General features: G+C 62.4%; 11 protein-coding genes. 4 read left to right on the forward strand and 7 right to left on the reverse strand.

Annotation, left to right across the window (positions count from 1 at the left end; all coding sequences use genetic code 11):
• Positions 1-32 precede the first annotated feature (32 nt).
• From B5F19_RS10115 to pyrE, 7 genes are all read right to left on the reverse strand, one after another.
• Positions 33-818, reverse strand: coding sequence for a hypothetical protein (locus tag B5F19_RS10115; protein ID WP_087290147.1), 786 nt, complete (start codon positions 816-818; stop codon positions 33-35).
• Positions 819-858: 40 nt separating this feature from the next.
• On the reverse strand, positions 859-1,368 hold the full coding sequence (locus tag B5F19_RS10120; protein ID WP_087290149.1) for an N-acetyltransferase: 510 nt from the start codon (positions 1,366-1,368) through the stop codon (positions 859-861).
• Positions 1,369-1,389: 21 nt separating this feature from the next.
• Positions 1,390-1,884 carry a Cys-tRNA(Pro) deacylase gene (ybaK, locus tag B5F19_RS10125; protein WP_087290151.1) on the reverse strand — a complete coding sequence of 165 codons (495 nt, stop codon included), beginning with the start codon at positions 1,882-1,884 and terminating at the stop codon, positions 1,390-1,392.
• 768 nt (positions 1,885-2,652) lie between these two features.
• On the reverse strand, positions 2,653-3,093 hold the full coding sequence (locus tag B5F19_RS18320; protein WP_343219428.1) for a transposase: 441 nt from the start codon (positions 3,091-3,093) through the stop codon (positions 2,653-2,655).
• An 81-nt stretch (positions 3,094-3,174) separates the two neighbouring features.
• Entirely contained in the window at positions 3,175-5,148 is a 1,974-nt protein-coding gene (uvrB, locus tag B5F19_RS10135) for an excinuclease ABC subunit UvrB (RefSeq protein ID WP_087290155.1), read from the reverse strand.
• A gap of 112 nt (positions 5,149-5,260) precedes the next feature.
• Positions 5,261-5,965: a DNA repair protein RadC gene (radC, locus tag B5F19_RS10140; RefSeq protein ID WP_087290157.1), complete on the reverse strand. Its 705-nt coding sequence runs from the start codon at positions 5,963-5,965 to the stop codon at positions 5,261-5,263.
• A 620-nt stretch (positions 5,966-6,585) separates the two neighbouring features.
• Positions 6,586-7,260: an orotate phosphoribosyltransferase gene (gene pyrE, locus B5F19_RS10145; protein ID WP_087290159.1), complete on the reverse strand. Its 675-nt coding sequence runs from the start codon at positions 7,258-7,260 to the stop codon at positions 6,586-6,588.
• A 240-nt stretch (positions 7,261-7,500) separates the two neighbouring features.
• Between pyrE and B5F19_RS18205 the strand changes: the two genes are divergently transcribed.
• The 4 genes from B5F19_RS18205 (at position 7,501) to B5F19_RS17170 (ending at position 12,369) form a co-directional block, all read left to right on the forward strand.
• Positions 7,501-8,826 carry an Ig-like domain-containing protein gene (locus tag B5F19_RS18205; RefSeq protein ID WP_087290161.1) on the forward strand — a complete coding sequence of 442 codons (1,326 nt, stop codon included), beginning with the start codon at positions 7,501-7,503 and terminating at the stop codon, positions 8,824-8,826.
• 343 nt (positions 8,827-9,169) lie between these two features.
• Positions 9,170-10,192, forward strand: coding sequence for a PepSY domain-containing protein (locus tag B5F19_RS10155; RefSeq protein ID WP_087290163.1), 1,023 nt, complete (start codon positions 9,170-9,172; stop codon positions 10,190-10,192).
• Positions 10,193-10,484: 292 nt separating this feature from the next.
• Positions 10,485-12,152, forward strand: coding sequence for a formate--tetrahydrofolate ligase (locus B5F19_RS10160; RefSeq protein ID WP_087290165.1), 1,668 nt, complete (start codon positions 10,485-10,487; stop codon positions 12,150-12,152).
• Between the two features lie 7 nt (positions 12,153-12,159).
• Positions 12,160-12,369 (forward strand): formate--tetrahydrofolate ligase, encoded by a 210-nt coding sequence (locus B5F19_RS17170; protein WP_162612565.1) that lies wholly within the window; start codon positions 12,160-12,162, stop codon positions 12,367-12,369.
• Positions 12,370-12,545: the final 176 nt, after the last annotated feature.

Raw genomic sequence — 12,545 nt, forward strand, 5'->3', positions numbered from 1 at the left:
GTTTTGCCCGCCCCGCGGGACAGGCGCGTTCTCTATTGTATCGTAGTCATAGCCATGTAGTAGAACAGCAGGCACGCCAATGCCAAAACCACCCACTCGATTTGCTCCATGGCGATGTAGAAGTCGGAGGGCTCCGCGTCGTGGATATTCCGCACACGGCCCAGCAGGCTCAGGCGGAAGAAGAGGTGGGGGAAACAGATCTGAATGATGTTGAACAGGGCCAGCAGGGTGACCGTCAGATAGAACCCCATGCTTCCCCGGTGGGTGAGCGCTGGCTCCAGAGCCACCTGAACCAAGGTGGACAGATCAGGCTCGTGGAACTCCTGCGGTGTAATGACGCGGCCGTTTTCTCCCAAAATAGTCCCGTCGCTTGCAATTGCGTAGGAGGAACTTCCCCAGAGAGGTTCCCCGTCCTCCTGAATCAGCGACAGAGTGGAGCCGGGGAGATAGCACCCCCGGAACAGCACCTCATCCCCCAGGCGAATCTCAATGCCCTGACTCCCCTCATAGCCGTCGGGGACGGTGGCAGGGTCCTCTGTAATCTGATAGGGACCGTAGGTATAGTCTCCCCACTGATAGGAGACTTCCCACTCCGGGGACACGGCAAAGCGGGCGGTTTCTCCGTCCACCGCACCCTGGTAAATCTGGATATCTCCCTCGGTGCTGGAGTAGAGCAGGGCGTCCTGATACTCCAAACCGGGCCGGTTTATCATCACCAGAGTAGCAAAGAAAAACGCAAGGATTTCTATGACCATCACGATCAACAGCACCCGGCGGTACAGGGACATTTCGCTCCACTTTGCTTTCAGCGCGGTCATGGTAAGCCCTCCTCGACAGAAGTGGATTTTTGCCTGGTTTTCAATGGAGCGCCAGCGCGCCCCCCGCGTCTCGCAAAGCATCCGGAGTCAACCCCCGTGCCAGCAGAAACTGGTCGGGCACGCCGGAGGCATTTTGGAACCCCAGGGAGACGGCGTTCTGGAAGCCGTACCGGCCGTAGTAGTCCGGGTCGCCCACTAAAAACAGGGCGTTGTACCCCAGCTCCGCCGCCCGGCGGCCCCCCTCGTGGAGAAGCTGGCCGCCCAGGCCCCGGCTCCGGTCCTCCAGCCGGACGCACAGGGGGGCCACCATCAGCCCCCACAGCCCCTGGGGAGCGCCTTGCACCGGCAAAATGGTGAGGAGGATGTGGCCGATGAGCTGTCCGTTCTCCTCGGCCACCAGCTCCAGCTCCGGGCGGTAGGTGTCCCGCCGGCGCAGCTCCAGCACAAAGTCCTGCTCGGTCCCGTCGCTGACCTTCGCCGTGGCAAAGGCCGTCTGGACCAGGGAATAGATCTCGGAATGATCGCCCGCTTGGGCCGGTCGGATGGTCATGGTCTCTCGCCTGCCTCTCGGTTATTCTGTGGCCGCGGTCACGTCCGCCGCGGTCCCCCGCACCAGCTTCATCAGGTCCGCGGGGGAGAGCTCCACCTGGAAGCCGATCTTCCCGGCGGAGACGAAAATAGTCTCCTGGTCCAGGGCGCTGTGGTGGAACACGGTGGGAAACTGCTTCTTCATCCCGATGGGGGAGCAGCCCCCGTGGACATAGCCGGTGAGGGGGAGCAGCTCCTTGCTGTGGAGCATGGCGATGGACTTCTCCCCCACCGCCTTGGCGGCCTTCTTCAGGTCCAGGGTGGCCGCCACCGGGATGTCAAAGACATAGTATCCCCCGGAGGCGCCTTTTGTCACCAGAGTTTTGAACACCTGGGCCGGGTCGATCCCCAGATTCTGGGCCACCGTCACCCCGTCCGGGGCCTCGCCGTCCCCGTGGGGGTAGGTGTGGGGGGTGTAGGGGATCTTTTTTTGATCCAGTACCCGCATCACGTTGGTTTTTTCTTCTTTTTTGGACATGTGGTTTTCCTCATTTCTATTATGGGGGATTTCGCTGTCTTTCTCGCCGTTTCGCACCTTTGTAGGGCGGGGGCTTGCCCCCGCCGCCCCGGCAGAGATTTGCTGTTTTGGCGGGGAGATTTCGCCGCCTGCGGGCGGCGAGTTTCTTTCCCAGCGATGGGAAAGAAACCAAAGGATCGCCGGGGGACGGCTCAGAATGAGCGCTCCGCGCTCATATTCGCCCTCCCTATCCCCTCTGGCCTTCGGCCATCTCCCCTTGACAAGGGGAGTCGGCCCCCGGTCCCCCGTTACGGGGGACGCTCTTCTGAGAGTTTGTACATCATTTCCGGCGCGCAAAATTTGAGTGGGTGTCTAAATTCCCGCCGGGCCACTGGGCCCTGGGTCTGCAAAAATTGCCGCTGTTGCGGTTCAATTCATGCGCCTAGGTTCTCTAGCCAACGGCACCGGGTCCGTTGACGGCGGGAGCCCCAAGGGGCTCCCCTACCCAAACCTAGGTAGCTTCCCGAAAACCCGTAGGGGAGGGCTTGCCCCTCCCGCCGTTCCCCCAATAGTCCGTGGCCCGTCGTAGGGACGGTACACTGGGTCGACCGAAAGCCTTCCCCTGGGGGCCGACTCCCCTTATCAAGGGGAGATGTCGCGCAGCGACAGAAGGGATAGGGAAGGTGTCGCGCGAAGCACGACGGATGAGGGGGCAGGTCTCGGACACGTTGTAGGGGCGGCCCCGTGTGGCCCCCCGCCAGCGTCCGGGACAGAATCAGCAGGCGTGCTTCACGGTGAGACCGCCCCCTCGGCTTGGCAGTAGTAACAGTCCTCCCGCCACTTGGCGGGGTTGGTGTCGATATAGTCCCAGATGCGGAGATAGTCCGCCTCGCTGCGGATGATATGGTCGTGGTAGCCCTTTTGCCACAAGATATACCCAGCTCGTTTCGTAGCGGAGCCTTTGAATTGGTTGATAATTTGCGAGAGCGTAGGGGCGGCCTGTGGCCGCCCGCTTTCTGAAAAGCGGATTCTTATCAAAAGATGAATGTGATTTGGCATTACCACAAATTTATCCACACAGACCATTGAGTATATCTGGGACAACCGGTGGATTTCTTTCTCCACAATGGTGCCAATTGGGGATAGGCGCGGGCGGCCACAGGCCGCCCCTACGCGCCAATCAAACTCGTCCCAAAATAAATAGCGGCGATTTTTGGCGCATATTGTCACAAAATAACACCCCGGTTGGCTGTAATCATATCCGGCCAAGCGATTCGTTTTCGTTTTGGGAGAGAATCCATAAAATTCTCCTTACTTCCCTCTCAACTCGATGATCTGGTCTCTTAACGAAGCCGCCAGCTCGAACTCCAACATTTTTGCCGCCTCTTTCATGGCCTTCTCCAGGCGGGCGATCTCGGCGGCCTTCTCCTGTTTGGTCATGGCCTTGACCCTGCCCTGGCGCTCGTCGGAGGCCACGTCCTCGGCGGTGGCGGAGATCTCCAGCAGCTCCCGCACCGACTTGACCACCGTCTTGGGGGTGATGCCGTGGGCTTTGTTATAGGCGTCCTGCTTCTCCCGGCGGCGCTCAGTCTCGTCCATGGCCCGGCGCATGGAGGGGGTGATGGTGTCGGCGTACAGGATGACCATACCGTCGGCGTTTCGGGCCGCCCGGCCGATGGTCTGGATGAGGGAGGTCTCCGACCGGAGGAAGCCCTCCTTGTCCGCGTCCAGGATAGCCACCAGGGACACCTCGGGCAGGTCCAGGCCCTCGCGTAAGAGGTTGATGCCCACCAGCACGTCAAAGGTGCCCAGACGGAGGTCCCGCATGATCTCCATGCGCTCGATGGTATCGATGTCGTGGTGCATATACCGGACCTTGATGCCGGTGTTCTGGAGGTAGGCGGTGAGGTCCTCCGCCATCTTCTTGGTGAGGGTGGTGATGAGCACCCGCTCGTTGCGCTGGGTGCGGGTGTTGATCTCTCCAATCAGGTCGTCGATCTGGCCCTCCACCGGGCGGACCTCCACCTTGGGGTCCAGCAGGCCGGTGGGCCGGATGACCTGCTCCACGATCTGGCCGGAGCGGGTGCGCTCGTACTCGCCGGGGGTGGCGGAGACATAGACCACCTGATTGAGGCGTTTTTCAAACTCCTCAAATTTCAGGGGGCGGTTGTCATAGGCGCAGGGCAGGCGGAAGCCGTAGTCCACCAGGGTGGTCTTTCGGGCCCGGTCCCCGTTGTACATGGCCCGCACCTGAGGGAGGGTCACGTGGCTCTCGTCGATGAACAGCACGAAGTCCTTGGGGAAGTAGTCCAGCAGGGTGTGGGGGGGCGACCCCACCGGCCGCCCCTCGATGACCCGGGAGTAGTTCTCGATGCCGGAGCAGTAGCCCAGCTCCTGCATCATCTCGATGTCGTACATGGTGCGCTGCTTGATGCGCTGGGCCTCGATGAGCTTGCCCTCCCTCTCAAAGAAGGCTACACGCTCCTCCAGCTCTTTATAAATCTCCTGGATGGCGGCGTCCATCTTCTCCTTGGGGGTGACGTAGTGGGTGGCCGGCCAGATGGGGATGTTGTTCAGCCGTCGGATGGGGGTTCCGGTGACCACGTTGATCTCACTGATGCGGTCGATCTCGTCCCCAAAAAACTCGATGCGCAGAGCGGTGTCCTTCCAGTAGGCGGGCCACACCTCCACCGTGTCCCCCCGGACCCGGAACATGTTGCGCTCGAAGGCGATGTCGTTGCGCTCATAGCGGATGGCCACCAGGCGCTTCAAAAGCTCGTCCCGCTCCATGGTCATGCCCACCCGGAGGGCCACCATCATGGCGGCAAAGTCCTCCGGCTCGCCCAGGCCATAGATACAGGAAACGGAGGACACCACGATCACGTCCCGCCGCTCCAGCAGGGAGGCGGTGGCGGACAGGCGCAGCCGGTCGATCTCCTCGTTGACGGCGGAGTCCTTCTCGATGAAGGTGTCTGTGTGGGGGATGTAGGCCTCCGGCTGGTAGTAGTCGTAGTAGGAGACGAAATACTCCACCGCGTTATTGGGGAAGAACTCCCGGAACTCGGCGCACAGCTGGGCGGCCAGGGTCTTGTTGTGGGCCAGCACCAGGGTGGGGCGCTGGACCTTCTCGATGATCTTGGCCATGGTGAAGGTCTTGCCCGAGCCGGTGACGCCCAGGAGGGTCTGCTCGTCCAGACCCATCTCAATGCCGTTGGACAGCGCCTCAATGGCCTCCGGCTGGTCGCCGGAGGGCGTATACTCGGAAACCACTTCAAATTTGGGCATCTCCGCCCCTCCCCCTGTTTGGATTCTCTTTATTATATCAGAACAAATGTTCCCCAGCAAGATGGTTTTGCTCCTCTCCAATGAAAATGGAGAGGAGCATGCCCGTCACACATTACACGTACTGTAAACCTTTGAGGCGCTCACTGTCTTTCAGGGAGACCATATCCCCGTCCACAAACACCAGGTGGTCGATGAGCTCGATGCCGATGGGGCGCAGAGCGCCCCGGAGGGTGTCGGTGGTCAGCCAGTCCGCCTGGGAGGGGATGGCCAGGTTGCTCACGTGGTTGTGGGCCACGTAGATCTGGGCGGCCCGCAGGCCGATGGCCTCCTCGGCGATGCGCCGGGTGTTCACCTCCGCCAGCTCAATGCTGCCCTCGGCCACCTTCCGCACCCCCAGCACCTGCCGCTTGCCGTCCAGGCACAGGACGTAGACCATCTCGTTCCGGGCCCCGAAGAAGTAGGGCTCCAGCCAGGCGTAGGCCTCCTCCGGGCTGTTGATGATGGCGCTCAGCCGGGTGCGGGCCCCCTGGTACCGGCCCAGCACCGCCGGGAGCATGCGGAGAAAGACCGCCGTGTGGTCCCCCACTCCCTTCACCTTCTTCAACTCCTCCACCGAGGCGTCCAGCACCCCGGCCAGGGAGCCGAACCGCTCCACCAGCTCGTGGGCCAGGTCGTTCACATCCCCCTGGGGGATGGTGTAGAACAGCAGCAGCTCCAGCACCCGGTGGTCGGGCCAGCCCTCCAGCCCCCGGGCCAGAAATTCCGCTTTCATCCGCTCCCGGTGTCCGGTGTGGCGGTGTTTGGGCTTATCCGCCATGGGAAGCACCTCCCTTCTCTATCGTTCACGGGCGGCCCAGGTGTGCCGCCCCTACAAAGAAACACAGAGTTCTACAGGGCGGGCTGGTCTTGGCCCAGCCCCTACGGCGATAACAGCCCGGGAGCGTTGGCTAGGAACCCCAGGCGCATTTCCGGAACCGCATCAGCCACAGATTTTGCAAACTCAGGGCCCAGTGGCCCGGTTGGAATTCAGGCCCATCACACCTGATTTTGCGCGCCGGAAATTTTCCGCCCACCCAAAGGGATACCCCCGTAATGGGGCCCGGGGAAAGGCGAATATGAGTGCGGAGCACTCATCCTGAGCCGTCCCCGGTGGCGTTTTGCCTACTTTGCCGCCACGGGCAAAGTAGGTCGCCGTCCGGAACTACATCCCATTAGAGCAAAAAGAGTATCCCTGACGGCGAAATCACGGACCTTTCAGTTCCAATTTTCGATATATCAGCCCTTGGCCCCGTACTACTCCAGGTAGGCCTCCATCCAAAACGCGGGCGGTCCCTGCGGGGACCGCTCTGCGCGTTCGCGCGCCGCGTTTTCCGGGGGGCACCAGTTCCCCCCGGAGGCCCCCCTCCGCTCTCCGAGAGGGACGGGGGATTTTATGGCTCAGCCCTTGGCTCCGTACTCCTCCAGATAGGCCTCCATCTTGGCCTTCATGTCGTCGTCGATATACACCTTGCCGTCGATGGGGTTGTTGTGGAGGAAGGAGATGACCTCCCGAACGGTGACGATGGGGAATACCTGGATGCCGTAGTCCTGGCGCAGCTCGTCCAGGGTGGAGCACTCCCGGGTGCCCCGCTCCATCCGGTCCACGCTGACAAAGAGGGCCTTCATGTTCACGTCGGCCACGTGCTTGAAGAGCTCGATGGACTCCCGCACGGCGGTGCCGGCGGTGACCACGTCCTCGATGATGGCCACATCGTCTCCGTCCTGGGGCTTATAGCCCACCATGGAGCCCCCCTCGCCGTGGTCCTTGACCTCCTTGCGGTTGAAGCAGTAGGGCAGGTCCCGGTTGTAGTTCCGGTACAGGGAGGCGGCGGCGGACACCGCCAAGGGGATGCCCTTGTAGGCGGGGCCGAACAGGCAGGTGATGCCGTCAGGCATGTGCTCCTGGATGCAGGCGGCGTAGTAGTCGCCCAGCTTGGCGGCCTGGGCGCCGGTCTTGTAGTTGCCGGTGTTCACGAAGTAGGGGGTCTTCCGCCCGGACTTGGTGGTGAAGTCCCCGAAGGTCAGCACGCCGGAGCGCACCATAAAGGTAATAAATTCTTCCTTGTAAGTCATAACAGCAGCCTCTCAATCGGTAGTATGGTCCATTTTGTATGGGAAAACTCGGAAACCGTCTTATTATATCACGATTTTTCCCCGGATACAAGGAGCAGCGCGGCGGGGAAAACGCCTCTTTTTCCGCCCCCAGCCTTCCCTGTTTCGCCCCGCCGGAAACGCCCCCCTTTCTTTTCCTGTATCATTTCCCCATCCAGGCAGATACTAGGGGCACATCCATTCAATAAGGAGGTCATCCCCTTGAAACAGTTTCCTCTTTTCCGGCGCGGACTGGCCGCCGTGCTGACCCTCTTGCTGGTCTGCGCCCTGCCCCTGTCCGCCTCCGCCTTCTTCTGGGACAAGAAGGAGGAGGTCCCCGCCGTGGCCGACTTCACCAAAAACGGCCTGGTGGGGGACACCATCGCCTTCTCCCCCCAGGACTTTGCGGTGGAGTCCGGCGCAGACGCCGTGCTGTCCCACATCACCCTGGTCTCCCTCCCCGACCCCGGGGCGGGCTCCCTCACCATGGGCGGGCAGGCGCTGACCGTGGGCACGGTGATCGACGCCACCGCCCTGTCCGGGCTGGCCTTCCAGTCCAGCCCCGCCCCCACCGTCACCACCACCAGCTTCACCTTCACCCCCGCCTTCTCGTCCTCCTCCGCCCAGCCGGAGGACACCACCGTCACCCTCTACCTGCTCACCGCCGCCAATGAGGCCCCCATCGCCCGGAACATGGATCTGTCCACCTACCGGAACGTTGCCATCACCGGCTACTTTGACGCGGTGGACGGGGAGGGGGACACCCTCACCTTCCAACTCACCGACACCCCCGCCCGGGGCAGTGTGGAGCTCTCCGAGGACGGCTCCGCCCGGTTCGTCTACACCCCCTATGAGAACAAGACGGGCAAGGACTCCTTCACCTATGTGGCCATCGACTCCGCCGGGAACACCTCTCCCGAGGCCAGGGTGACCATCCGGATCGACAAACCGGACACCAAGGTGGACTACGCCGACCTGGACGGCAGCCCCGCCCACAAGGCGGCCCTCCGTCTGGCGGAGGAGGACATTTTCGTGGGCGAGTACCGGAACGGGCAGTTTTTCTTTGACCCGGACCAGGCGGTCTCCCGGGCGGAGTTCCTCTCCCTGGCCATGGCTGCCGCCGGTCTGGAGCCCATGGAGGATGTGACGGTCACTGGCTTCTCCGATGACGAGGCCATCCCCACCTGGGCCAAGGGCTGCGTCTCCTCCGCCCTGTCGGCGGGGGTGATCCAGGGCTCCAGAGACGGCAGCGGCGCCCCCGTCTTTGGGGCGGAGGAAGCCATCACCCAGGGGGAGGCCACCGTGATGCTCAACAACCTGCTGGACGTGGCCGACGTGCCTCTGGAGGTCTTTGCCTCTGAGGGGACCGGGGCCCACTGGGCCAGCCAGGCCGCCGCCAACCTGGCCGCCTCCGGCGTGCTGCGGGAGGAGGAGACCAACTCCGCCGCCCTGGGCGATACCCTCACCCGGGCCGATGCGGCCGGGCTGCTGGACGGCGCGCTGGACGTGCTGGCCGCCCGGGAGGACGACGGCTGGTTCCCCTGGTAAGCAGGGCCGTTTCCCAGAGCGCTGAACTGCCCTGAGTTGCGCGGGCAGCGCAAAAGAAACAATAGGTTTTTCCTGGGAGAGACGCCGCGCCAGCGCGCCTCTCCCGTTTTTCATCTGGATGCGCGCGCAATAGGGGGGGCTTCCTCCTTTTGCCGGGCGGCTTGATGCAAGAGCCGGACGTATGCGTACGAATTCTGACAATTTTGCTCTGCCGCATCGCTGTCCCGCGGATTCAAAAAAATTTCTGAAAAATTTTTCTTGGAGCGCAATAAAATTCCCTGCCGCCGCATTACATAATTGAACGCACAAAACAACTGCCACAAAACGACAGGAGGAATTGGATATGAAAAAGAATTGGAAAACCTGGATCGCCGGCGGCGCGGCTCTCACTCTGCTGGTGAGCGCTTTGACCCTCCCCACTCTGGCGGCTTCCGGCTCCCGAATCGCCCATCTGGGCTACGCGAACATGAAGGTCACCCTGAATGGACAGACAGTCGATCTGCGGGACGCTTACGGTAACGAGGTGGAGCCCTTCACCATCAACGGCACCACGTATCTGCCTGTGGCCTCTATCGGAAAGGCCCTGGGGTTGAACGTGTCCTGGGACAACAGCACCAAGACCGTTATTCTCACTACCAGCTCTGAGTCCCAGTCCACCGGAACAAGCGGCGGCGCGGCCAACGCCGGCTCCTATCTCGGCGAGGCCAAAGCCAGGGAGATTGCCCTGAACCACGCCGGTATCTCCGCCGCTCAGGCTACCTTCGTCCGGAGCCAATTTGAGTACGACGACGGCCGGGCCGTGTACGATGTGGATTTCTGGAGCGGAAACAAGGAGTACGACTACGAGATCGACGCCCGGTCCGGGGCCATCGTCAGCTACGACTTTGACATTGAAGGGTATGTCCCCGGTTCCTCCGGCGGCACGCAGTCCAGCGCCGACATCGGCGCGGGGAAGGCCAAGACCATCGCCCTGAACCATGCCGGGGTGTCCGCTTCCAACGCAGTGTTTCTCCACGCCAAGCTGGACTACGACGACGGCCGCCGGACCTATGAGGTTGAGTTTTACAGCGGCAGCAAGGAGTACGACTACGAGATTGACGCCGCCACCGGAGAGATTCTGAGCTACGACTTTGACGCGGAGCGCTACACGGCCGCCGACTCCTCCGGCTCCTACATCGGCGAGGCGCGGGCCAAGCAAATTGTGGAACAGCGGGCCGGTACTACCGGCACTTACCGGGAGTTCAAGCTGGAACGGGACGACGGCCGCATGGTCTATGAGGGGGAGCTGCGCAGCGGTCAGACCGAATACGATTTCACCATCGACGCCTCCACTGGAACGATTCTGGAGTGGGAGACGGACCGCTGAGCTCGCAGCTCCGCTCCACAAGAGACAGGTTCCCGGACCAGGCCTTTGGCCCTCAGACGGCGGGTGGACATGTGAAGTACGACTTGACGGATGAAAAAAGCTGTGATACACTACAAATACTTTCCCGTGGGGAACAGGAGCTATACGACTGACGGAAGTGGATGGAAACCACATGAAGTATAGCGGGCGCCAAAGCCGCCTCAATGCCGACCGTCTGGGCGCACCGAACTGAGGGTGCGCCCTTTTTTTATGCAGGGCTCACCGCTTTCTATGACGAAGGAGGAATTTGGACATGTTGACTGACATCGAAATCGCGCAGAGCACCCAAATGAAGCCCATCCAGGAGATCGCAGAGACGGCAGGCGTGCCGGAGGAGTACCTGGAGTGCTACGGCCGGTACAAGGCCAAGGTGGACTACAAGCTTTTAAATGAGGTACAGGCGGAGGACGGCAAACTGATCCTGGTGACCGCCATCACCCCCACCCCCGCCGGCGAGGGCAAGACCACCACCTCTGTGGGGCTGGCCGACGGCCTGCGGAAGATCGGCAAGAAGTCCATCGCCGCCCTGCGGGAGCCCTCTCTGGGCCCGGTGTTCGGCATCAAGGGGGGAGCCGCCGGCGGCGGGTATGCCCAGGTGGTCCCCATGGAGGACATCAACCTCCACTTCACCGGCGACTTCCACGCCATCGGCGCGGCCAACAACCTGCTGGCCGCTATGCTGGACAACCACATTCAGCAGGGCAACGCCCTGGGCATCGACGTCAAGCAGATCACCTGGAAGCGGGTGGTGGACATGAACGACCGGCAGCTGCGCCACATTGTGGACGGCCTGGGCGGCCGGATGCAGGGCGTGCCCCGGGAGGACGGCTTTGACATCACGGTGGCCAGCGAGATCATGGCGGTGCTGTGCCTGGCCACCAGTCTGATGGACCTGAAGCAGAAGCTGGGCAGCATCATCGTGGCCTACACCTACGACGGCAAGCCGGTGACCGCCCACGACCTGAAGGCGGAGGGTGCCATGACCGCCCTGCTGAAGGACGCTCTGAAGCCCAATCTGGTCCAGACCCTGGAGGGGACCCCCGCCTTTATCCACGGCGGCCCCTTCGCCAACATCGCCCACGGCTGCAACTCCATCATGGCCACCCGCATGGCCCTGAAGCTGGGGGACTATGTGGTCACCGAGGCCGGCTTTGCCGCCGACCTGGGGGCGGAGAAGTTTTTGGACATCAAGTGCCGCATGGCCGGCCTGACCCCCGCGGCGGTGGTGGTGGTGGCCACGGTGCGCGCCTTGAAGTACCACGGCGGCGTGCCCAAGGCGGAGCTGAACCAGGAGAATCTGGAGGCCCTGGAGAAGGGCCTGCCCAACCTGCTCCAGCATGTGGGCAACATCAAAAATGTGTACGGCCTGCCCTGTGTGGTGGCCGTCAACGCCTTCCCCACCGACACCAAGGCCGAGCTGGACCTGGTGGAGGCCAAGTGCCGGGAGCTGGGGGTCAATGTGGCCCTCAGCGAGGTGTGGGCCAAGGGCGGCGAGGGCGGCAAGGCCCTGGCCGAAGAGGTGGTCCGCCTGTGTGAGGAGGAGAACCGCTTCCAGTACGCCTACGACACTCAGCTCCCCATTGAGGAGAAGCTGGAGGCCATCGTGAAGAAGATCTACCACGGGGACGGAGTGGTCCTCACCCCCGCCGCCAAGAAGCAGGTGAAGCAGCTCACCGACCTGGGCTTCGGGGGCCTGCCCATCTGCATGGCCAAGACCCAGTACTCCTTCTCCGACGACCCCGGCCTGCTGGGCGCGCCCCAGGGCTTCACGGTCACCGTCCGAAATGTGAAGGTGTCCGCGGGGGCGGGCTTCCTGGTGGCCCTCACCGGCGACATCATGACCATGCCCGGCCTGCCCAAGGTCCCGGCCGCGGAGAAGATCGATGTGGACGAGAACGGCCGGATTACCGGACTGTTCTGAGCCGGGCATGGGCATGCTTTCGCCGCAGGTGCGGCGTACAAGCGTTTTGCGCAGCAAAACCTTGGCGCAGGGCGAATTCATTTCGCCCGAGCATTTTGATCCCAAGGGGCCCCCACGGGGCCTGACCCGTGGGGAAGTCATGCCCGGCCTGCCCAAGGTCCCGGCCGCGGAGAAGATCGACGTGGATGAGAACGGGAAGATCACCGGCCTGTTCTGATCCCCCTTTCTGAACACAAAGAGGAGGCGGGGAACCAGTTCCCCGCCTCAGGCTGTCGAAAAAGTCCAAGGACTTTTCCGACAGCCTGCAAAAATGCCGTTACTTTCCCGCCGCTGCGCGGCGGAAAAGTCCTCGCTGCGCTCGCTGAACGCCTTGCCAAGCAAGGCATTCAGGGC

This window comes from Pseudoflavonifractor sp. An184, assembly GCF_002160305.1.
GTDB lineage: Bacteria > Bacillota > Clostridia > Oscillospirales > Oscillospiraceae > Lawsonibacter > Lawsonibacter pullicola.

Bases quoted from the DNA above. Each gene is read 5' to 3' on its own strand.
- B5F19_RS10115 (WP_087290147.1), bottom strand. From the start codon at position 818: ATGACCGCGCTGAAAGCAAAGTGGAGCGAAATGTCCCTGTACCGCCGG.
- B5F19_RS10120 (WP_087290149.1), bottom strand. From the start codon at position 1,368: ATGACCATCCGACCGGCCCAAGCGGGCGATCATTCCGAGATCTATTCC.
- ybaK (WP_087290151.1), bottom strand. From the start codon at position 1,884: ATGTCCAAAAAAGAAGAAAAAACCAACGTGATGCGGGTACTGGATCAA.
- uvrB (WP_087290155.1), bottom strand. From the start codon at position 5,148: ATGCCCAAATTTGAAGTGGTTTCCGAGTATACGCCCTCCGGCGACCAG.
- radC (WP_087290157.1), bottom strand. From the start codon at position 5,965: ATGGCGGATAAGCCCAAACACCGCCACACCGGACACCGGGAGCGGATG.
- pyrE (WP_087290159.1), bottom strand. From the start codon at position 7,260: ATGACTTACAAGGAAGAATTTATTACCTTTATGGTGCGCTCCGGCGTG.
- B5F19_RS10155 (WP_087290163.1), top strand. From the start codon at position 9,170: ATGAAAAAGAATTGGAAAACCTGGATCGCCGGCGGCGCGGCTCTCACT.
- B5F19_RS10160 (WP_087290165.1), top strand. From the start codon at position 10,485: ATGTTGACTGACATCGAAATCGCGCAGAGCACCCAAATGAAGCCCATC.
- B5F19_RS17170 (WP_162612565.1), top strand. From the start codon at position 12,160: ATGGGCATGCTTTCGCCGCAGGTGCGGCGTACAAGCGTTTTGCGCAGC.